18 protein-coding genes are annotated in these 20,438 nt (G+C 54.9%); 2 read left to right on the forward strand and 16 right to left on the reverse strand.

Annotated features, from left to right (window positions below):
* Positions 1–78: 78 nt before the first annotated feature.
* A complete protein-coding gene (pcnB, locus tag N3G78_07395) occupies positions 79–1,338 on the forward strand; it encodes a polynucleotide adenylyltransferase PcnB (protein MCX8117736.1) in 1,260 nt (419 codons plus the stop codon).
* A gap of 224 nt (positions 1,339–1,562) precedes the next feature.
* On the opposite strand, the gene N3G78_07400 is transcribed toward pcnB, so the two are convergent.
* From N3G78_07400 to N3G78_07470, 15 genes are all read right to left on the reverse strand, one after another.
* A complete protein-coding gene (locus N3G78_07400) occupies positions 1,563–2,864 on the reverse strand; it encodes a TRAP transporter large permease (GenBank protein ID MCX8117737.1) in 1,302 nt (433 codons plus the stop codon).
* Complete coding sequence (locus N3G78_07405) at positions 2,857–3,339, reverse strand: TRAP transporter small permease (protein ID MCX8117738.1); 483 nt, start codon at positions 3,337–3,339, stop codon at positions 2,857–2,859. Before N3G78_07405 ends, N3G78_07400 begins: the two co-directional genes overlap by 8 nt.
* An 84-nt stretch (positions 3,340–3,423) precedes the next feature.
* Positions 3,424–4,452: a TRAP transporter substrate-binding protein gene (locus tag N3G78_07410; protein MCX8117739.1), complete on the reverse strand. Its 1,029-nt coding sequence runs from the start codon at positions 4,450–4,452 to the stop codon at positions 3,424–3,426.
* A gap of 345 nt (positions 4,453–4,797) precedes the next feature.
* Complete coding sequence (locus N3G78_07415) at positions 4,798–5,880, reverse strand: hypothetical protein (GenBank protein ID MCX8117740.1); 1,083 nt, start codon at positions 5,878–5,880, stop codon at positions 4,798–4,800.
* Positions 5,881–5,928: 48 nt separating this feature from the next.
* Positions 5,929–6,891: a HAMP domain-containing protein gene (locus N3G78_07420; GenBank protein ID MCX8117741.1), complete on the reverse strand. Its 963-nt coding sequence runs from the start codon at positions 6,889–6,891 to the stop codon at positions 5,929–5,931.
* A gap of 60 nt (positions 6,892–6,951) precedes the next feature.
* Positions 6,952–7,737 carry a DUF4388 domain-containing protein gene (locus N3G78_07425; GenBank protein MCX8117742.1) on the reverse strand — a complete coding sequence of 262 codons (786 nt, stop codon included), beginning with the start codon at positions 7,735–7,737 and terminating at the stop codon, positions 6,952–6,954.
* 209 nt (positions 7,738–7,946) lie between these two features.
* Complete coding sequence (locus tag N3G78_07430; GenBank protein ID MCX8117743.1) at positions 7,947–8,585, reverse strand: hypothetical protein; 639 nt, start codon at positions 8,583–8,585, stop codon at positions 7,947–7,949.
* A 131-nt stretch (positions 8,586–8,716) separates the two neighbouring features.
* On the reverse strand, positions 8,717–10,024 hold the full coding sequence (locus N3G78_07435; protein ID MCX8117744.1) for a TRAP transporter large permease: 1,308 nt from the start codon (positions 10,022–10,024) through the stop codon (positions 8,717–8,719).
* A complete protein-coding gene (locus N3G78_07440) occupies positions 10,021–10,527 on the reverse strand; it encodes a TRAP transporter small permease (GenBank protein ID MCX8117745.1) in 507 nt (168 codons plus the stop codon). Before N3G78_07440 ends, N3G78_07435 begins: the two co-directional genes overlap by 4 nt.
* Positions 10,528–10,555: 28 nt before the next feature.
* On the reverse strand, positions 10,556–11,611 hold the full coding sequence (locus tag N3G78_07445) for a TRAP transporter substrate-binding protein (protein MCX8117746.1): 1,056 nt from the start codon (positions 11,609–11,611) through the stop codon (positions 10,556–10,558).
* A 132-nt stretch (positions 11,612–11,743) separates the two neighbouring features.
* A complete protein-coding gene (locus N3G78_07450; GenBank protein MCX8117747.1) occupies positions 11,744–12,640 on the reverse strand; it encodes a thiamine pyrophosphate-dependent enzyme in 897 nt (298 codons plus the stop codon).
* A 74-nt stretch (positions 12,641–12,714) separates the two neighbouring features.
* The gene (porA, locus tag N3G78_07455; protein MCX8117748.1) at positions 12,715–13,866 is read right to left on the reverse strand and encodes a pyruvate ferredoxin oxidoreductase; all 1,152 of its coding nucleotides are present in this window, start codon (positions 13,864–13,866) and stop codon (positions 12,715–12,717) included.
* The gene (locus N3G78_07460) at positions 13,863–15,602 is read right to left on the reverse strand and encodes an NAD(P)-binding protein (protein ID MCX8117749.1); all 1,740 of its coding nucleotides are present in this window, start codon (positions 15,600–15,602) and stop codon (positions 13,863–13,865) included. The genes porA and N3G78_07460 overlap by 4 nt, the downstream gene beginning before the upstream one ends.
* On the reverse strand, positions 15,586–16,137 hold the full coding sequence (locus N3G78_07465; protein MCX8117750.1) for a 2-oxoacid:acceptor oxidoreductase family protein: 552 nt from the start codon (positions 16,135–16,137) through the stop codon (positions 15,586–15,588). Before N3G78_07465 ends, N3G78_07460 begins: the two co-directional genes overlap by 17 nt.
* Before the next feature lie 13 nt (positions 16,138–16,150).
* Positions 16,151–16,825, reverse strand: coding sequence for a GntR family transcriptional regulator (locus tag N3G78_07470; GenBank protein MCX8117751.1), 675 nt, complete (start codon positions 16,823–16,825; stop codon positions 16,151–16,153).
* A gap of 112 nt (positions 16,826–16,937) precedes the next feature.
* Between N3G78_07470 and larA the strand changes: the two genes are divergently transcribed.
* Positions 16,938–18,221 (forward strand): nickel-dependent lactate racemase, encoded by a 1,284-nt coding sequence (gene larA, locus N3G78_07475; GenBank protein MCX8117752.1) that lies wholly within the window; start codon positions 16,938–16,940, stop codon positions 18,219–18,221.
* A gap of 15 nt (positions 18,222–18,236) precedes the next feature.
* Here larA and gspD read toward each other — a convergent pair whose 3' ends face one another.
* Positions 18,237–20,240: a type II secretion system secretin GspD gene (gene gspD, locus N3G78_07480; protein MCX8117753.1), complete on the reverse strand. Its 2,004-nt coding sequence runs from the start codon at positions 20,238–20,240 to the stop codon at positions 18,237–18,239.
* Positions 20,241–20,438 lie beyond the last annotated feature (198 nt).

Raw genomic sequence — 20,438 nt, forward strand, 5'->3', positions numbered from 1 at the left:
TATTGTTTGGCCAAACTCCTCTTTTGTCAAGGACATTTTGATTCTTCGGGTAGATAAGGTTATATCAAAGGCATGAGGATGAATCCCATCATCCTACAACGGTCTGAGCATCCCCTTTCGCGGTCGATGATCGACGAAGAGGCCCTCAAGGTCCTTTACCGGCTCCATCGACACGGGTTTTTGGCTTATCTCGTCGGAGGAAGTGTCAGGGATCTCCTGCTGGGGAAGAAACCCAAAGATTTCGATGTGGTGACCAACGCCCATCCCCATCAGATCCGAGAGCTTTTCAGAAATAGCCGGATCATCGGACGACGATTCAGGCTGGTACACGTCTTCTTTAAGGGAGGGAAGGTGATCGAGGTCTCCACCTTTAGGAGCCATTCAGAATTTGAGGCGATCGAGGCCTCGGACGCATCGGCCACCCGGACCGATGCCTTCGGAACCCCCGAGGAGGACGCCTTACGTCGGGATATTACCATCAATGGCCTGTTTTACAACATCGCCGATTTTACCATCATCGACTATGTGGGAGGAGTGGAGGACCTCCGGAAGGGGATCATCCGAACCATCGGCGATCCCGACGAAAAATTCATTCAGGATCCGGTTCGGATGATTCGGGTGATCCGGCATGCGGCCCGCACCGGTTTCCCCATCGAAGAGAAGACCTATCAAGCCCTTCTCGTCCACCGCGAAAAGATTAAGACCTGCGCTCCCTCCCGGGTCAGGGAGGAATTTCTGAGGGAATTAAAAGAAGGCTATGCCGTCGAATCGCTTCGACTGATGATCAACACGGGCCTCCTCTTCCCCCTCTTTCCGGATTTGAAACGGGCCTTAGGAGGGGAAGGGGGGACAGGGAGGAAAAATCAGGAATACCTTCTCTCCCTCTTCCATCTGGTCGACCGGATGGTGAGGGAAGGCCAGACCATTCCGGATGCGATCCTTCTGGCATGTTTCGTCACACCCTTCCTCCAGGCCCTTCCCTTCGAGCATCCCTTTCTCCCTAAGAACGTCCAGTCCCATTATCGGAACGAGATGATCCGATGGGCGGTCCACCAGCTCCTCAACCCCTTCTCGGTCCAAAAGGGAACGAAGGAATTGACCATCCAGGTCCTTGCCGCCCAATGGAATTTAAGGCATTTCCTCCAGAGGGGAATGTTGCCCAAGAAGTTCCGGACCAAAAGGTATTTCAAAGACGCCGTCCTCTTCTTCGGCCTCGAAGCGGAGGCCAAAGGGGAGAAAGTCCCCCGACTGATCCGCAACGCCGTTCCCCCGGGGTTCTTACCCTGGTGGCCAAAAGAACTCCGCATCAAAAGAAGACCCCTTCACCACCCCCCTTAGGAAAGACCGGGGGCCTTTCGGCCGAGAGGCAAGGGAGCAACTTCCAACCTCCCTCCCTACAGGGATGCCTGGGGGATCGTAAACGAAGGCAACTCACCTTCGAACAGAGGAAGGGCGCTATCGGGGGTTTAAGGGGGTCAGGGACGTTCTAAGGCCTTCAAGCCTTCTGCCCTGGATTCCTTCTGCTCCAAATGGGGCGGGGCACCTTAGCAGATCACCCCGTCTCACCTCATCAATACCGATGGAAGATAAGTCGCCAGTTGGGGGAATAAAAAGAGCAACACGGCACCGACCACGAGGCTGATTAAAAAGGGATAAACGCCTCTGTAGATGGTACCGAAGGGGACTTTGGTAATATTTTTGACGACGAACACGTTGATGGCCACCGGAGGGATCACCACACCCACCATCACCGTGACGGCGATCACCATACCAAACCAGATGGGGTCAAAGCCCAATTTGATGATGACCGGATAGAAGATGGGGGTGGCTAAGACCATAAAGGCCAGGTCATCAATAAAGGATCCTCCCAATAGATAGATGAAGGCGATGAAGACCATAATCACATATTTATGAAAGGGGAGTCCTACGATCCAGTCGGCGGCGATCATCGGAATTTTTGTGACGGCAAGAAAATGGCCGAGCACGGTGGACCCGGCAATTAACATGAGGACCATACAGGCGGTCCGAAGGGATTCGGCGACCGATTTGACATATCCCTTGAAGTTGATATCGCCCTTCAGCAGTGCCAGCAAAAGGACGGCAAAGGTTCCGATACTGCCTGCTTCGGTCGGTGTAAAATACCCCTTCATCAACCCTCCGATGACCAGCAAAAAAATGATCAACACCCATGTCACTTCCGGCAGGGATGCGATCCTCTCCTTCCAGGTCGATTTGGCCCCCTTGGGACCCAAACGAGGATTGATCTTACACCATCCATAAATGATGACGACGAAGAAAAAGGCGATGATCAAACCCGGGATGATTCCGGCCAAGAACAGTTTTCCAATCGACTGTTCGGTGATAATGCCGAATACGATTAATGTGACGCTGGGGGGGATGAGGATCCCGAGGGTCCCCACCGTGGCGACGATCCCTGTGGAAAGTTTTTTATCGTAATGGTAACGGTCCATCTCGGGGACGGCCACACTGGCGAAGGTGGCGGCGGTTGCCGGAGAGGATCCACAGATGGCCTTGAACGCCGTGGCCCCGGCCACGGTCGCCATGGCCAACCCACCCGGGATGTGTCCGATGAATTTATAGGAGGCGTGATATAATCGTTTGGCAATCCCCGCGTTGAAGGCAATCTGCCCCATCAAGACGAAAAGGGGGATGACCGTAAATCCATAAGAGGCGAAGACATCGAAAAAATCTTTCGCTAAGAGGTTCAGGGCCGCGGGCAACGAGATGATGTAAGCAAATCCCAGGAAACCTACGATCGCCATGGCAAAACCCAGTTCAATCCCAGTCAAAAACAGAACCAGAACGATCGCCAGGCCTAAAATACCGACGGTCACCTCACTCATATTCTCCTCCGAAGATTTTCATGATATCGCAGACCAAGACCAGACACTGGACAAAACAAGCGATCCCGATCCCGTAGGCCACCGGATAAAAAGGAAGCTGGAGGGTGAGAGAGACCTCCCCCGATTTCTTCAAATCCATTCCCACCTTGATGAGGTTCCATCCCGCTAAAAAAAACAGGCCGATTCCCATCAATCGGGTAGTGACATTGAACGCATCCCTTATCTTTTTCGGAAGTTTGAGAATGAAGAAATCGACAAATATATGGCCTCTCACCCACGAGGTGAGGGGGATGGCAAAGCCGATGACAATGGCGCCTGTAAAGGCCACCAACTCAAATGTGCCCGTGATCGGCCTCCGGAAATACCTTAAAATGACATCACAGACGGTCAGGGCGATAATGAACGTCAGGGCGATACCCGCCATCCCGTACATCGCACGACTGAATCCTTTAATGCTATTCAAAAAGACCTTCATCGAGGGCTCCTTCTTCCATGCCTTTTTAACAAAAAAGGGGGAGAAGGAGGAAAGATCCTCACACTCCCCCGAAGGGTGGGAACGTTATTTTTGGTATTTATACAACGCCTCCAGGCAGAACCGAAAGGCCTCTTCCCCCGGCAGGCCTTTTTCTTTCATGGATTTGATATAATCATCGAAGATCGGCTTCACCAATTTGGTCCATTTCCAGTCTTCATCCTGAGAGAGGGTGATGATCTGATTCCCCCTGGCTTTGATCACGTCATATCCTTTTTTATCGATTTCATCCCAGGCCCTACCGGTCTTTTCGATCCATTCCTCGTTTAGCTTCTCGATGGTCCTCTGGATGTCGGCCGGCAAAGCAGCCCATTTGCTCTTATTCATCGCAACAATAAAAGCCGTGGAGTAAGCAGAGCCGAAATTTTGGGTGGTATATTTCGTCACTTCAGCCAGTTTCCAACCATCGAGGGCCTCCACGGGGGCCATCACCCCTTCGGCCACCCCCCGGCTGAGGGCGTCATACGTTTCGGGCATGGGCATGGCCACAGGGGCCCCTCCGAGGGCGGCGACCACTTTGGCGCTCAACCCATGGCTGCGAATCTTGAGGCCTTTTAAATCTTCCAATTTGCTGACGGCCTTTTTGGAGGTATGAAGGATCCCCGGTCCATGGGCATGTAAATACATGACCTTTACATCCTCAAACTCCTTGGGGTTGAACCGCTTCAAAAAATCGTTGGCCATTTTCGTTGCGGCATAACCACTCTTATATCCCAGGGGAAGATCGATCACTTCGGACAGGGGGAATTTCCCCCTCGTGTAACCGAGCACCGTCAGGCAGAAATCGGATATCCCTTTGACCACCCCATCGTAGGCCACGTCTCCCTTGGTCAAGGTTCCCCCCGGAAACATCGTCACCTTAACCCTTCCATCCGTCCTCTTCTCTAACTCCTTACACCACTCCACCGCGAGGACGGTCATCCGATGAGGAGCCGGAAAGAAGGTGGAGTAATTCAACTCAATGGGTTTGGTCTGGGCTGAGGCCATCGTCACCCATCCCATCCCACCGATGATGGCGATCCCTAATAATGCGAAAACGAGTTTAAATCGTCCCATAAGTTCCTCCTTTTCTGATGTGGTGTGAACTTGCGGTTGATGGGATTTGAATTCTTTCTTTGGATCACCTCCTTTTGGCAGATTTGGTGAACCCTTGAGGAAGGATCCACCCCCACTTCAAGATTCAACAACAGACTTGTGATTTTGTGAACTTAGTATAATCGGTAGAATATTTTTGTCAAGTCATTTTAGGAGATGGGCTTTGAGGGTTTTTCTCGGTGGAGGAAGGTTCGAAAACGGAGACCCATCGCCGAAGGAAGAAGACGGGTTCATCCGTGGATGAATCAAGAGAGGAATCTTTTTCACAAAGGGGATTTCAAGACGTTTGGGCCTCCAATTGGGACATCAAGGGAGAAGCGAGGATAGAGGCTCTTCGAGGTTCAGTCTTACGAGAGCATCCCTGTGAGCCACAATGAACGATTCGATGCCGGCCTTCAACTTCAATGAGACCATCTTCTCTTTGGGCACTTCCTTTTCGAGGCGGGCCATGGCGGAGCGGAAGGCCTCAATAAGGCCTTTGGTAAACTCCTCCCTTGTGACCTCGCCAAGGAAACGGATCGTCCCGTTTTCGTACTCAAATTCGCCGGCAAAGGGGTCCAGAAATCCGAAGGTTTCGGCTTGGTCGATCCGGGCCTTCTTAAATAATTTTTTAAAAGTCCCTTTAGGAGTGAGGCTGTCGACAACCTTCTCGGCATCCGAGAGGAAGTTCTGAAAGAGATGAAGGAGATCCTGCAATCTCTCCCGCTCCCCTTGGGAACCCGTCCCGTCTCCTTCGTTGCGGTTCGGGGTTCCCTCCTCCGAGGTAACCCTGGCCGACTCCTCGGCCTTTCCTGAGGTTCCCGGGACGCCGTAGACATTGAACAGGGCCCCCAGGGTGGTGGCGTTCTCGATGAAGGCCGGAAGGGTGATCGAACCGAAGATGGAAGGTCCGGTCTTCGGGGTGATGAACATTTCGATCAGCTCCCCTTCTTCCAGGAAGACCACCCCCATCGGTTGACGGTCCCTGGTGAGGACCTCGATATACCCCGTATGCCTCTCCTCCTTCATCTTTTGGAGAAACTCGTCGAATCGGATAAATTGGGTGGAGAGTTCTTTAAAAAGCAAAGGCTGATGAAGATGGTTCGCCACGAGGGCGACTTTCTCCGCAGGAAGCTGATGAAGGTTGAGCACCCCGTCTTTCCGCTTTGAGAGGGTCAAAAGGGTTTTGACCGCCTCTTTGCCGGTCAAGACCTCGGTCTCTCCGCGACCCTGGACTTGCCCGTTGATGATCTCTCCGGAGTCAATAAAGAGGACCCCTTTGGTCTCGAGAAAATCGAGCTCCACCGTGCCACAGAAGTCCTCCAGTTTCAAAGCCTCCAGGAGCGCCACCAGGTCGGTGTAGGCCGTCGAGAGATTTTTATGAACCGCTTCTCCTTTTGGAAGGATCACCCTGACCTCCCCTCCCCCTCCTAGGGACGGGTCTGCGCCCGGGAAAGGTTATCCTCTCACTTCTTTTCTCTTCTGTAACCGCTCGATGGCCGCTTTGACGCTGGTCTGCATCCTCTCGATCGCTTCGGCCAGGACCGCCACCTCCCCTTTGGCCTTCACCTGAATCGGCGTGTCCAGTTCTCCCATGCTGATCTTGTCGGCAACCTCCGCCAGCTGGAGAATGGGTTTGATCACGGAGCGGGCGAAGAAGAAGATCCTCACCAGCAGGATGAGAAGGACGGCGAGGATGATGGTATAGAAGATTTTCATACGGTTTTCGTACTCCTCGAGGTATCCCCTTTCGATCTCTTTCAACCTCGCCTCGATCAATCGCGAGGGTTTGGAAAATTCATCGATATAGGTGGTGGCCGCGACGATCAGGTCTGTTCCCTTGACCGGGGCCAAGTACATATATTTCGGCCTGACCTTCCCATCGGCATCTTTCCAGTCATAATACCCCGAGGCCGGCCCGCTGAGGCTTGCCTCTAAGATCTTCCAGAAAGCAGGAAATCGACCCGCCAGCTGCCGGAGATCGGAACCCACGATCTGGGGGTTGACGTGGAAATGGTTGATGGCGTTGGTATCATGAACGGCGGTATATCCTGTCTCCCCCACCTTCTGGACCGCGATCTCCTTCAGAATGGGGTCCTTCAAGAGATCCTCCCGCCTCGTTTTGGGGGGACGGGATTTGATGTAAATCTCCATCTGGGCCGCCACGTCGATGGCCTTCTCCCGGATCATCCTCTCGCCCAATTTGTCCAGCGAGGCCTTAGATTCCTGGGTGGCCGTAGTCGAGAGCGCTTTCAAGCTCTCCGACCCGACATCTTTGATGCTGGCAAAGCGAAACTGGCCAAAATCCCAGCTGTAAAAAATGAGGCTCCCGATCAGGACAAAGGCGAGGATGATCGGAAGAAAGACCCCTATCAGCAATTTTGGAAACAGACCCACTCGAACGGTTTTTGAAACGGCCATCGGTGCCTCCTTTCTCAAGGATGGAACGCTCCGAGCTCCCCTTTATTCAAATGATGTCGATCAGAACGAGACCAATTTCATGATCCTCTTTAAAAATTCATTCCTTTTGGTCGGGTTAGGAATCTCTTCGCTCAGGGCCTCTATGAAAGGCAACGCCCTGTCCTGCGGGAAGGATTCCTTTTTCTCGTCGAACTCAGCCAATTTGTCATCGATGAGGAAAGGGGCCACGGGCCCAACCGCCCTTTTCAATTCCAACTCAAGGAGGGGGAAGAAGTCTTCTTTGACCAGCTTTTTCGAGACCGGCCCCCTTCCTTCGGCCTTTTCGATCAACCCCATCTGGATTAGTTGATACACGGTTTTTAAGGTCCTGTATTCTTCCCATCCGAGGGATTGGGCGATCTCGAAAACCGTCTTGGTACCGTTGCACAGGGCTAAGACGCTCCATTGATCCGCGGTGATGTGTTTTTCTTCTCCTCCCATTTTGAGAGAGAGGCGGAAAATGACCTGGGGAGATGGGATCGCCTCTTTGATCTTTTCAAACTCTTCTTTCCTGGAGGCCCAGTTGAGAATCAGCTGTTCGCTCGGAATGGGAATCGATCTCTGGTCTGTAATGGCCCCCGCCTCAAAGACGACCCGGCCGGTTCTCCACCCCATCATCAAAAAAAAGGCATTCTCTCCGACGAAATGGGAAGTCTTTGCATGGACGATATCTCCCTGTTCCAGACAAATCTCCCCTTCTTCCTTTCCTTTAATAAAAACTTTGCCGGTCTTCTTATCCGTCAAAAGAGGCTTCAGGACATCGAAGAGTCTGACCTGAGAGAGATCGCCGAAGACCATTTCCGTCATGTATAAATTTTTTTGCAAAATAAATGCCAGGCCATTCTAATGGCCTCCGGCTTCTTAAATTCATTTTAATGTTTGGATAATATTAGCTTTTTAAAACGCCCCGCTTGAATCCCTCAATTGGGGGCTTAAGGGGAGAATCGAATGGGGTGTGGTTAAAGGTTGACCATCTGGAGGGTTGTTTTAACGATAAATTGTACGGAGCGAAAAGGCTAATTTTTTAGCTGGATGGAGTTTACCATTTCCATAAAATGGGTCTGAAAAAGTTGATAGGCCTTCTTTTCGTTCCCGGTGAGGCGCTCCCTCTCCCAATCTCTTCCCTCTGTTGAGACCTTAACCCCGAACGTATTGATATCCTTGGAATACCTGACTAATATCCCATGCTCGCCGAGGTAGATGAACTGGTATTGTCCCTGAAGGGCCCATTGATTGGGAATCACCCATCCCTTCTTCACGATGGGCAGTAGGGATTTTGCCTCCGGATTCCACGCCATGAGCTGGATAAGGTATTCGATGTCAAGATCCCCTCTTTTTACTTTTCCTTTTGAATAAGCCCTCTTCTCAATATAAGGTTTGAGCGCCGGGGCCGTCATGGGCAAGGCTTGAGGATTGGTCTTATCGGCGATTTGGACGATGAACATCTCTTCAATGATCTTGTTTTTCTCCGCGATGTAGAAATAGACCCTCGTGAGAGAGCTCTCTGATGGGTTCTCGTGGGAGAAGGCATGGACAAGTTTGAGGTGTAAGGGAACGGTGGAGGTGAAAGGGGGCTTCTGAGAAACTAAACGGTTTCCTTCGATGGTCAACTCCTTAGACGTCGTCCACCCGACCTCGCCCCATAATCCAATCAACAACAAAGCCAGAAAAACGGATCTCTTCTTCATTCGAACCTGCGGGTGATCGCCTATAAAATCCTAAAAATTTTAACCATCACCCCTCCCGATTGTAAAGAGGGCCTTTGGCTCGGGCACCATCTCCTCCGTTATTTCATCAAGCTGGGAAGGAACGTCACGATCTCGGGGAAAACGGTGAGGAGGATCGCCAAGACGATCTTGGCGACCCAGAAGGGAACCGCCCCCTTAAAGATCGTTCCAAGAGGAACGTCTTTGGCCACGCCCGCGGTCACATAGACACATATGCCTACCGGGGGCGTCAGGGTGCCGATGCTGATCATGATGATCAGCACCACGCCGAACCAAACCCCATCGAAACCCAGGCTGATGACAAGGGGGTAGATGACCGGGACGGTGAGGGCGAGGATGGCCAAACCCTCCACAAAACAGCCGAGAAGGATATAAAAGAGATAAATCCCCATCAGCACGACATAAGGAGAGACCTCAAGGCTGGCCACAAAAGAAGAAAGGGCCATGGGGATCTTGCTCACCGTGATGAATCTTCCGAACATCCCCGCGCCGATCAGGATGAGAAAGAGCATCCCGGTCACGCTCGCCGCTTCTTTGAGGGCGTTATAAAACCCTTCGCGTGTTAAGTGTCGTGTAACCAAAGAATAGATCAATGCGCCGAAGGCCCCGATGGCCGCCGCTTCGGTTGGGGTGAAGACCCCTAAATAGATGCCTCCCATGGCGATGAGGAACAAGCAAGCAATGGGATACAACCTTGCCGAAAGCCTCACCTTCTCGGAGAATCTCATCCTCTCCCTGGGGGCGAGGGGAGCCAGGCTGGGATCGATCCTGACCCAGAGGTAGATGGTCCCGATAAAAAGGAAGGCGAGGAGAATGCCCGGAAGGATCCCTCCGATCAGGAGTTTTCCGATCGATTCGTAGGTGAGGATGCCGTAAAGGACGAGGACGGTGCTCGGGGGGATGAGGATATCGACGCCCCCTCCTGCCGCGATACATCCTGTGCTCAGGATATCTCTATATTTGTAGCGTCGCATCTCGGGAAGGGCGACCGCGGTGAAGGTGGCGACGGTGGCGATGATCGACCCGGAGAGGGCTCCGAAGACGCCGCAGGCGCCGATGGTCGCCATCGCCAGGCCTCCCTTCACCCGGCCAAGCCAGGCATCCAGGGCCTTGTAGATCTCGCGGCCTAACCCGGCATGGAGGAGAAAGAGCCCCATCAGGACGAAGAGCGGGATGACGCTGAGGGCGTGGACGCTTGCGCTCGCAAAGGCATCCATCCCCAATTTGGCCAGGGTGGCCTTGGGACTGCTGAGATAGGCAAACCCGAGAAGCCCCACGAAGAGCATGGAGAGGCCGATCGGCATCCGGAAGGCCAGGACCACGAAAAAGAGAACGATTCCCACAAGGCCGGCGATTTCGGGGCTCATGGTTTCCTCGCTTTCTCCAGGGAGAGAAGAAAATCGACCAGCAGCACCAGGCTGTAGAGCAAACAACCGAAGGCGGCAGCCAGGAGAAAGGGGTAGAGGGGCAGGTGAAGCACGCCCGTCTCATGTTTTCCGAGGTAGGTCCGTTTCGCATGGGCCACCAACTGCCAGGTCAGCAACCCTCCCAATCCGATGCTGATCAGATAGACGATGCTATCGGTAAGGGCCTGGGCCCTCGAAGAGAACCTCGAGACCAGTGCCTCCATGGCGATATGTCCTTTCTGGATCTGGGTATAGCCCACCGAAAAAAAGACGATGAGGGCCAGCATGAACTCGGTCAGCTCATAAGACCCTGTGATGGGCGAGTCAAAAAACTTTCGCCCGATCACATCGACCACGGTCAGGAGCATCATCGCGATGAGCAGTCCTAACCCGACTTTATGGACGGCCCCCACGACGGGATAGACGGCCCGTTCCACACGCCTTGCGATCTTCAGGAAGGACATCTCGACCTCTCTTTCCAGGAAGGATGGATTATTTAGATCCAAATTCCTTGCTGAGCTTCACCATCTCGTCAAAGAACCTCTTTCCAGGAAGGCCCTTCCCTTCCGTCTTCGTGATCCAACCTTTGTACAAGGGGTCCGCAGCCGACCTCCATTTCTCCATCTCCGCGGGAGGAAGCTCGATGATCTGGATGCCCGCCTTCTTGTGGGTCTCGATCGACTTCAGGGCGAGGTCATCGTAGATCATGGCCCCTTTGATCGCCACTTTCTTGCCCATCATCTCCTCGAGGATCTTCTTGTCTTTCGGCGAAAGTTTCTCAAAACTCTCTTTGTTCATGACCGAGACCATAATGGGGACATAGGCGTTCATGATCGTGGCATGAGAGGTCACTTCGTAGAGCCTGAAGTGAAGGCTCGCCGACCACGGGGTGAAGACCCCATCGATCACACCCCGTTTCAACATCTCATACTGTTCGCCCACGGGCGAGGTGATGGGCGAGGCCCCGAAGGCTGTGGCCAGATCTTTCGTGGCCGGGCCATGGACCCGGATCTTCATTCCTTTCAGATCGGCCATGGTGCGAACCGGTTTCTTCGTGAAGAGCTGTCCGGGATCTCCGGCCCAGATCCAGCACATCTTCGTCTCGCCGTACTCTTTCCTGAACTCAGGGATCCTCTCCCAGAGCCCGTAGAGGGTCTCGGTCACATGCTTGGCAGAACTGAAGAGAAAGGGGAGCTCCAAGCCCTCGGTCAGGGGGAATTTTCCTGGAGAATAGGCGGGCAGGGTATAGACAAAGTCGGCGATGGCCGTGATGGCGGAATCATAGAGGTCACCGGGCTTGGCTAAGGTCGCCCCGGGATATATGGTGATCTTCACCCTCCCTTCGGTCGCCTTCTCCACCTCCTTGGCCCAGGGTTCGATCACCTCGGCATGCATGGCATGTGAGGTGGGAACGAAGTGGCCCCATTTCAGTTCCACCGGCTTGACCGCCTGTCCATAGGCCACCGGAATCCCGGACCGCCCGATTCCTCCGATGCTTAGAACTATGGCCATTGAAACGACGATGAACCAAGGTATCCTCTTTTTCATATCTCCCTCCTTTTAAAAGATCCCGTCCTGTCAAAACCCGTAATCCCCTTGGAATCGGTCCCCTGTTCGATTGGATTCTCTTTTATCCTCATCCTCTGGTTCTTTCAAGCCGCCCTCTCATCCCACCCCCCTTCATTCTTCCTCCTCCTCTCGCCGGACCGACTGCTCTGCCCTCCATTTCAATTTCTTCCATTCCTCGTCGACGTCCCTCTGGATCCTCCGGATCTCCCTCTCCGTGATATGCTGAAACCTCCCCTGTCTCTTAAGATAGGCCTCCACCGGGAGCCGCCTGGGTTCGTGGTTGATCGTGTATCGAACCCCGTCCTCCACCTCGTAGAGGGGAAAGATGTTCGTCTCCACGGCGAGGATCGAGATCTCCGGAGAAAGATCCGGGGCCATCCGCCATCCGGTAGGACAAGGGGTGAGCAGATGGAGGAACTTCGTCCCGCGGATCCCTTTGGCCTTGATCACCTTTCTCTGGAGGTCCTGGGGAAACCCGATGGTGGCCGTTGCGGAATACGGGTTGTAATGGGCCGCCATGATCTCCATGATGTTTTTCTTTCGCCTCGGATTTCCCTTAGGGGTCGTCCCGGTCCAGGCAAAGGACGGGGTCGAAGAGCTCACCTGAATGCCCGTATTCATATAGCCTTCGTTATCGAGACAGACGTAGATGATATCCTCGTTGTTCTTCGTCACCCCGGAAAGAGCAGCCAGTCCGATGTCATACGTCCCTCCATCTCCCGCGAAGGCCAGGGCCTGAATGTCCTCCCTTCCCTGGATCTTCAGGGCATTGGCAATCCCGGCTGCGGTGGGCGCGGCAATCTCGAAGGCGGAATGGAAGGTGGGCACTCCATAGGCGGTGATGGGGTAAAGCCCTCCGATCGATCCTTCGCAGGAGGGGACGATGACCGCGATCGTCTTGGGCCCCATCGCCTCGAGGACGAGCCTCATCGCGACCGCCAAACCGCAACCGGCGCAGGCCGCATGGCCCGGCCTCAACAACTTGGCCTCTTGCTCAGAAATCACCATAGGCGCTTTCCCCGAACTCTTCTCTTTTTGGAAAACCCGGCAATCGAAATCGTACCCATTTTCTTTTTTCGGTATCACCCTTCCAAGATCCAAATCGACTCGTCCACCGCCTCTTTCCGGCCGAGCGCATCGAGGGCGATCTTCCGGATCACCTCCGGCGTGACATCCGTCCCTCCGACCCCGGCCACGTAACTGAAGATCTGAGGATGATCCGGCGAGTGGACCAGGGCCGCCCGCAGCTCCTGACAGAAGATCCCGCCTCCTCCGATCGAGTTGTTTCGATCGATCACCGCGATCTTCTTCTTCCCTTTCAAAACCCGTTGGATCGCCTCTCTCGGAAAGGGCCTCAAAAAGCGGATCTTGAGAAGCCCGATGGGTAACCCTTCTTCCCGCATGACCTCGATGGCCAATCTCGCCGTGGAGGTGATCGACCCGGCCGTCACGAGGACGACCTCGGCCTCCTCCACCCTCACGGGTTCGATGATCCCGTAGCCCCTTCCAAAGACCCTCCTGAATTCCTCATCCACCTCCTCCCCGACCGTCTTCACCGAATCCATGGCGAGCTGGGCCATATGGCGATACTTCCGGTACAACTCCGAAGGGACGACCGGAACTAAAAATCCTGGTTTATCCATATCGAATCGATGGGGGAGATCGAGGGGAGGAAGGAATTGATCGACCTTCTCCTGCTCCGGGACCTCGACCGGCTCCATAAAATGGGAGACGAAGAAGGCCTCCAGGGAGATCATAGCAGGGAGATAGACCCGCTCGGCGATCCGGTAGGCCTGGATCACGCTGTCAAGCGCCTCCTGTCCATTTTCGCAATAGATCTGGATCCACCCGGTATCCCTCTGGGAGAGACTATCGAGCTGGTCTGCCCAAAACCCCCAGGGGGCGGAGATGATCCGGTTGACGTTGGCCATGACGACAGGGACCCGGCAGCCCGCCGCAAAGTGGAGCATCTCGTGCATGAGGGCGAGCCCCTGGGAAGAGGTGGCCGTGAAGGTCCGAACCCCCGTCAATGAGGCCGCGATGCAGGAGGCCATGGCCGAATGCTCCGATTCGGTTCGCATCATGATCCCTTTGAGCTCGCCCGAGGCCTCCCATTCGGAGAGCTTCTCGTAAATGGGCGTTTGAGGGGTGATGGGATAGGCGGCGATGAGCGGCGTCCTGCAGAGTTTGACCGCATGGGCCACCGCATGATTTCCGGTCATGAACGCTCTCATGAGATCAGCCTCATCTGGATGACATGTCTCGGACAGGCCCTCGCACAGGTGCCACACCCTTTGCAATGATCGAGGTCGACCTTTCGGATTCGTCGAAGGGGTTCGAAGGTGACGATCCCCTCCGGACAGAAGTAGTAACAGTTATAGCAATAATTGCATGTCCCGCACGAAAAACATCTCAGGGCAGACTGCCTCGCCTCATCGGAGGAGAATCCGACCCGCACCTCTGAAAACCCCTTCAGGGCCTTGCTGGGATCGATCCGCTTGGGAGAGACCCTCTCCGAGGGGGAAAAGAAGATCGGATTGAGCTGATCGTAAAGGACCACCCCTCGGGGTTCCTCCCAGATCCCCGTCTCCCTCCCTCTGAGGTAGGCCTCCATCGAAACCGCTCCTTTCGATCCGATCCGGATCTTCGAAAAGACCTCCTCAGGATCGAACCCTCTGAAGGAGAGATCGATGGCAATGGCCGCCTTCTTCCCGGAGGAGATGGCCATGACCACGCTCCTGGGCTGATCGATGGCATCGCCGCCCGCAAAGACCTTCGTCCTCCCGTCTTCGAAAAGGGCCGAAGGCCTGAGGAATCCCTGGAAGGCCATCTCCGGAGGAAGCCAAGAGAGATCGACTCCCTCCCCGAGGGCGGTGATGAGCCGGTCAGCCTCCATCGAGAAGAAACTTCCCTGGACGGGAACGGGCCTCGGACGATCCTCCTTGGGGGTTTTCCTCAGCTTCATGCGTTGGAACTTGATGCGGAGTCTGCCGTTTTTAAGGGTCTTCACCTCCATGGGCTGGAGGAGAAATTGGAATCGGACCCCTTCCTGTTCGGCCTCCTCCACCTCTTCCGGAAGGGCAGGCATCTCCCTTCTCGTCCGTCGATAGGCAACGGTCACGGAGGAGCCGAGGCGCCTGGCGGAACGAGCGACATCCATCGCCGTGTTCCCGCCTCCGACCACGACCACCTCCCTTCCGGGTCTTAGGCGTTGGCCGGAATTGATCCGTGCAAGGAAATCAATCCCTCGCCAGACCTTCGCGACCCCATCCTCTCCGATCCCGAGCGAAAGGCTCCTGCCCGCGCCGATCGAGAGGAAGAGGGCGTCGTAATCCTTTAAGGCCTCGAAAGGAAGATCCCTGCCCACGGTCAGGCCAGTTTTCAGCTCGACTCCTGATCTCAGAATCCTATCGATCTCCTTCCTCAGGACTGACTTGGGAAGACGGTAGTCAGGGATCCCCCATCGAAGGACCCCACCTGGCTCGCCCTTCGCCTCAAAGAGGGTCACCCGGTGGCCAAGCAGGGCGAGGAAATAGGCGCAGGAGAGACCTGCGGGGCCTGCTCCGACGATGGCGACCCTTTTGGGATCGTTATAGGCCGGAGGGTTCCAAGGAGGAGTCCAGCTGGCGGTGACATCGAAGAGATACCTCTCGAGGGCATTGATGGAGACGGGTTGATCAAACTGGGTGCGATTGCACCCGGCTTCGCAGGGATGGTAACAGACCCTCCCGCAGACTCCTGGGAAGGGATTCTCCTTCAAGATCATTTCGAGGGCCTCCTCGAAACGTCCCTCTCCTACCGCATGGATGAAGGAGGCGATGGGGTTTCCCGCTGGGCAGGCCTCCATGCAGGGCGCGAGGGAAAAAAGGGTTTCGGGTTTCTGAAACCCCCACTTGCCGGTTTCAATGAGCTCGGTGCTCTCATAAGAGATGGGAATGACGAATTCCGTCGCCTCAACAGACCCTTTCATAAGTTTTCACCTTATCGTAGGCCTCCTCAAAGGCCTCCAGGTTCGATTCGATCTTCGTGGAGATCGTCTTGCGGATGACCTCGATCAGGGTCTCCTTTTTAACGAGGTGGGTCAAAGAGGCATAGGCGCCGAGGATGGCGGTGTTCCATACGGCTCCGATGCCCGCCTTCCTCGCAATGGGTCCCACATCGATCAGGCCGATATGGTACTGCCTCAGCCTCTCAAAGGCATCGATCTCCCTCTCCGTATTGACCAGAAGCGTGCCTCCGGGCTTCAATTCCTGGAGGACCTCGGCCTCATCCAACAGGCTCTGATCGAAGATGACCAGATGATCGGGCCGCCTGATCTGGCATTTCAGGAGGATGGGCTTTTGGTCCACCCGGAGAAACCCGAAGACCGGGGCTCCCCGCCTCTCCGATCCGAAGAGGGAAAAACACTGGGGATATTTCCCTTCTTCGAAAAGGGCTTTCCCTAAGATCTCAGAGGCGACGACCACCCCCTGCCCCCCTCTCCCTTTAAACTTGATCTCGATCATCTTCCTTCCCTCTTCACCGGTGTTGGTCCTCCTTAAAGGCGTACCTCAAGACATCGATCTTCGACTGTTTCAGGTGGTGCTCAATCGCCTCCTTCGCCGCCGAAAGCTCACCCCTTTGGATGGCCTCGAGAATTCTTTTATGGCCCTCGATCGCCCGCAACACATTGTCTGCCAGGTAGATGCTCTGGACGCGATAACGGAGCATGTGACGTCTCAGCGTCTGGGCCAGTTCGAGAAGCCGCTGGCTACCGCTGTGTTTGGCGATGATCTCGTGAAACTGGGCGTCCAATTCCACAAAGGCCTTCACCTCTCCGGAGGCGACCTTCGATTCTGCCTGGGCGATGTTCTCTTTCAACTCTTCGATCAGCCGATCCCGGGCCTTTCCCATGGCCCACTGTATCGCCAGTTCTTCGATCACCCTCCGGATCTCGCAGATCTCCTCTACCTCCTTTTCGCTCGTCGATTTGACCACATAGCCCACCCTCGGGATCGATTCGATCAACCCCTCGATCTCGAGATTGTGAAGGGCCTCTCTGACCGGGGTTCGGGAGGTACCGATCTCTTTTGCGATCTTCGTCTCGATCAACCGCTCATGCGGAGGGATCTCCCCGCTCAGAAGCTTCTCGCGCAGGTAGTCATAAACCTTCTTTCGGATCGTCTTCTGGTTCTTGATGACAAGCCTTCGCATGTGGTGTACTGTACCCCAGTTTTCGTAATTTTTCAAGTTCGGATTTGACTTCGACAATCGCCTAATTTTACACTGATTTTAAAACCTCAAAACCGAACATCGTGAGACCCAGATGGACCTTTTTATCAATTACGAAGGCAAAAAATTAGGATTTTCAATCCCTGAAGGATGGCAGGTGATCTCCTCGGATGACCGACCACCTCAGACGGGCCTGAAGGACCCCATCGAAGAGATTCGACGGGCCCTTGACCACCCGATTGGCTCGCCAAGGATCGAAGAGCTTGTCCGGCCAGGGATGGAGGTCGTACTACTCTTTGACGACCTGCAGAGACCGACGCCAGCCCATCTCGCCCTGCCCGAGATGATGAACCGCCTGAACCGCGCCGGGATACCGGACGAACGGATGATCGGAATCTGTGCCCTCGGAACCCATCCGATTCCCGCCCTCCAACAGCTCGAGCAGAAGGTAGGCAAAGAGGTTTCGGTCCGGCTCAAGGGCCGCCTTCTCGCCCACGATCCCCATGCCCCTGATCAGGTGATTATTGGTAAAACCCACAGAGGGACGCTCATCGAGCTGAACCGCTATGTGGCCTCTGCCGATTTGATCCTCGGCGTCGGAGAGTGTATGCCCCACCCCATAGCGGGCTTTGGAGGAGGGTTTAAGATCATCATGCCAGGAGTTTGCTCCTACCGTTCCGTTGCCGATCACCATTTTCACTGGATGCGACACCGAAACAGCAGGGTCAACCTCCTCGAGGGGAATTACTTCTTCGAAGAGATCGTCGAGGCCGGCCGGCTCTCCAGGATGGCTTTTAAACTCGACCTGGTCATCAACGAGAAGAAGGAGATCCTCAGGGGGTTTGCAGGAGACCCGGTAGCGGAACACCTGGAGGCCTCCCGATTCGCCTCCTCTCTCTATACGGTGTCCCTTCCCAAATTGGCCGATGTGACCATCACCTCGGCTTACCCCCTCGAAATCGGCGTGCAGGCTACAAAGGCCTTGACCATGGCCAGTTTTTGCACCCGTTCGGGAGGGGCCATCATCTGGGTAGCTCCCCAGAAGCAGGCAGGAGCGATCTTGCCCCTCATCGAAGAGATGGGAAGTCCTGAGAGCGCCAATGGCTTTCACAGAAGGCTGATCACGGGAGACGTTCCGGAACACCTCCGTTCCTTCGGGATCTCTTACATCATGCAGGTCGTCTACTTTAAAGAGTTGGCCGAGAAATTCAATGTGGTCCACGTGACCGAAGGGCTTTCAGAAGATCTGGTGCGGAGGATGAAATTCTCCTTCGCCCCCTCCATACAGGAGGCCATCGCGCAGGTCTCTCAAAAGATGGACCGGGCCGATGTCGCGGTCTTTCCCTCCGGCGGGAACATCATCCCCCTCGTCATTTGACGGAGGGGTAAGCTTTCACCGCTCCTTTCTCCTTTTCTCGCCCCAGCTCTCCAACTCCTTTTTGATCCCCTCCAGTTTTTCTTTAAACTCTTCGGTGACGGCCTTCGATCGGATATGGTCGGTGATGATGTGGGGGGTCATGAGGAGGATGAGCTCCTTCTTGTCCTTCTCTCGCTCGTGGGTCCCAAAGAGCCACCCGATGAGGGGAATCTTGCTCAGATAGGGGATGCCCGACTTCTTCGTCGTCTTGGAATCCTCGAGAAGCCCCCCGATCACGATCGTCTGCCCTTCGAGGACCGACAGCACGGTCTTGGCAATCTTTTTCCTGAAGACTGGGATATTCTGGAGCGTCCCGAGGGCGGTCGTATCGACCTTGCTGTCTTCGATGGTCAGCTCCATGGTCACAAGGCCTCCGTCGCTTATTCTCGGGGTCACCGTGATGATGATCCCCACGTCTTTGTATTCGATGGTCCCTTCCACCACGTTCGTCGTGGCCGTGGCCGTGGTCGTATAGGTGGTGGTGAGGACCGGCTGGGAGACGCCGATCTGGATCCTCGCCTCCTTGTTGTTGGAGGCCAGGATATGGGGAGAGGAGATCACGTTGAGCCTTTCATCCTTGGCCGCCGCCTTGATGGCCGCAGAAAACCTTCCCGCGGTCTCGACGATGGAGTACTTGATCCCGATGCCCGAAACAGTGGTGGGACCGATATCGATCGTCTGCTGGAATCGACCGTGGGAAGCGGTGTCGAGCAGTTTCAGAAACTCCACGCCGAAGCGATTCTCATCATCGAGGGTGATCTCGGCAAGCAATACCTCGATCAAGACCTGTCTGGGATAGATGTCCAACTTCTTGATCGTCTCGAGGATCGTCCGGTAATCCCTCTCGAAGGCCCGGATGACCAAGGCGTTGTTCGTCTCATCGACAACGATATTGATCTCCCCTTCCGGGACCGAAGGGGGTTCTTCTTTTGGAGCCAGAGCCGGTGGGGCCGCAGGTGCGGGCCTCACCCCCCTTGGCGTAGGCTCGGCAGGCGTCACCTTCTCCTTAAATTCGGCCTTTTTATCTTTGACGGTTACAAAGATCTGTTTTAAAACGTCAGCCAGATCTTTGGCCTTCATGTTCTGGGCAAAGTAGACGTGTACGCCCATTTTGGTCCCCTCGGGGGGCATCCGGTCGAGCTCCCTGAGCCACCCCTCTACCTTCTCGAAGATGCCCGGAATGGAGCTCACCACCAGGAGAGAATTGATCCTTGAAATGGGCGTGAAGGTGATGCCCACACCCCTTCCCGATTTGACAGAGACCTCGAAGGAGGAAAAGATGCGTTCCATCTCCTTGGCGATCTCCGTGACATCGGCGTTGAGGATGGGGTAAATCCGCACTTTGAGGTCGGCGAAGATATCGAGATCGAACAGGGCGATGATGTCCAGGGCCTTTTTGACGTTTGAGGCGAGATCGCCGATGATCAAGATGTTATGGGGGGGATGCTCTACGAGATCGGCCCCGTCGGAGAGAAAGGGTTTGAGCATCTTCGATACTTCGGCCACGGGGATGAACTTCAATGGGACGATCTGAATGACATATCTTCCGTCCGCAACGGTCTTCCCAGGTTCGATCCTTTCGGAGGGAGGGATGGGCAGTTTCTTGGCTTCTCCGAAAGGAACGATCTCATAGAGGTTCTCCTTTTTGACCGCCGTGGCCCCGTTGATCCTCAGGATCGACTGAAAGACGGAGAAGACCTCCTCCGTCGAGATGGGGCTTGTGGTCCGGATGTTGACCACCCCTTTGACCCTCGGGTCGATGACGTAGTTGATCTTCATCACCTCGGCCATCACCCGGATCACCTCGTAGATATCGGCGTTGTCGAAATTGAAGACCACGCCCGCACCCGTTCGGGTCTCCGTCGGCCTTGCAGGAGGGGATGGCAGGGTTGGTGCCGATGAAGACGGGGGTTGGGGTCTTTGGACAGAGGCCTGGGATACGAGCGAAGAGGAGGGAGGGGCGGCCGAAGGCAGAGTCATCGGAACCCCTGGTTGAGCGGGTTTGGATGGGGGGGACTCCTCAGCTTTCGCCCTCGCCGGGGCTTGCGAAATTTTATCGCTTCGGTCCTTATCGCCCGGGACGGGTTTCCTCTGAGAGAGGATCCCTGAACAACCTTCCAAGCTAAGGGTCAGAATTAGGGCTCCGAGGAAAAACCTCGCTCTTGGTATAAGCCATTC

Source organism: Thermodesulfobacteriota bacterium (assembly GCA_026415035.1).
Taxonomy (GTDB): domain Bacteria; phylum Desulfobacterota; class BSN033; order BSN033; family UBA1163; genus RBG-16-49-23.

Excerpts from the sequence above, each read along its gene's own strand:
- larA (MCX8117752.1), top strand. The coding sequence starts at position 16,938 with ATGGACCTTTTTATCAATTACGAAGGCAAAAAATTAGGATTTTCAATC.
- N3G78_07470 (MCX8117751.1), bottom strand. The coding sequence starts at position 16,825 with ATGCGAAGGCTTGTCATCAAGAACCAGAAGACGATCCGAAAGAAGGTT.
- N3G78_07440 (MCX8117745.1), bottom strand. The coding sequence starts at position 10,527 with ATGTCCTTCCTGAAGATCGCAAGGCGTGTGGAACGGGCCGTCTATCCC.
- N3G78_07410 (MCX8117739.1), bottom strand. The coding sequence starts at position 4,452 with ATGGGACGATTTAAACTCGTTTTCGCATTATTAGGGATCGCCATCATC.
- N3G78_07465 (MCX8117750.1), bottom strand. The coding sequence starts at position 16,137 with ATGATCGAGATCAAGTTTAAAGGGAGAGGGGGGCAGGGGGTGGTCGTC.
- N3G78_07445 (MCX8117746.1), bottom strand. The coding sequence starts at position 11,611 with ATGAAAAAGAGGATACCTTGGTTCATCGTCGTTTCAATGGCCATAGTT.
- N3G78_07420 (MCX8117741.1), bottom strand. The coding sequence starts at position 6,891 with ATGGCCGTTTCAAAAACCGTTCGAGTGGGTCTGTTTCCAAAATTGCTG.
- N3G78_07460 (MCX8117749.1), bottom strand. The coding sequence starts at position 15,602 with ATGAAAGGGTCTGTTGAGGCGACGGAATTCGTCATTCCCATCTCTTAT.
- gspD (MCX8117753.1), bottom strand. The coding sequence starts at position 20,240 with ATGACTCTGCCTTCGGCCGCCCCTCCCTCCTCTTCGCTCGTATCCCAG.
- N3G78_07405 (MCX8117738.1), bottom strand. The coding sequence starts at position 3,339 with ATGAAGGTCTTTTTGAATAGCATTAAAGGATTCAGTCGTGCGATGTAC.
- N3G78_07450 (MCX8117747.1), bottom strand. The coding sequence starts at position 12,640 with ATGGTGATTTCTGAGCAAGAGGCCAAGTTGTTGAGGCCGGGCCATGCG.
- N3G78_07425 (MCX8117742.1), bottom strand. The coding sequence starts at position 7,737 with ATGACGGAAATGGTCTTCGGCGATCTCTCTCAGGTCAGACTCTTCGAT.
- N3G78_07400 (MCX8117737.1), bottom strand. The coding sequence starts at position 2,864 with ATGAGTGAGGTGACCGTCGGTATTTTAGGCCTGGCGATCGTTCTGGTT.
- porA (MCX8117748.1), bottom strand. The coding sequence starts at position 13,866 with ATGAGAGCGTTCATGACCGGAAATCATGCGGTGGCCCATGCGGTCAAA.
- pcnB (MCX8117736.1), top strand. The coding sequence starts at position 79 with ATGAATCCCATCATCCTACAACGGTCTGAGCATCCCCTTTCGCGGTCG.
- N3G78_07435 (MCX8117744.1), bottom strand. The coding sequence starts at position 10,024 with ATGAGCCCCGAAATCGCCGGCCTTGTGGGAATCGTTCTCTTTTTCGTG.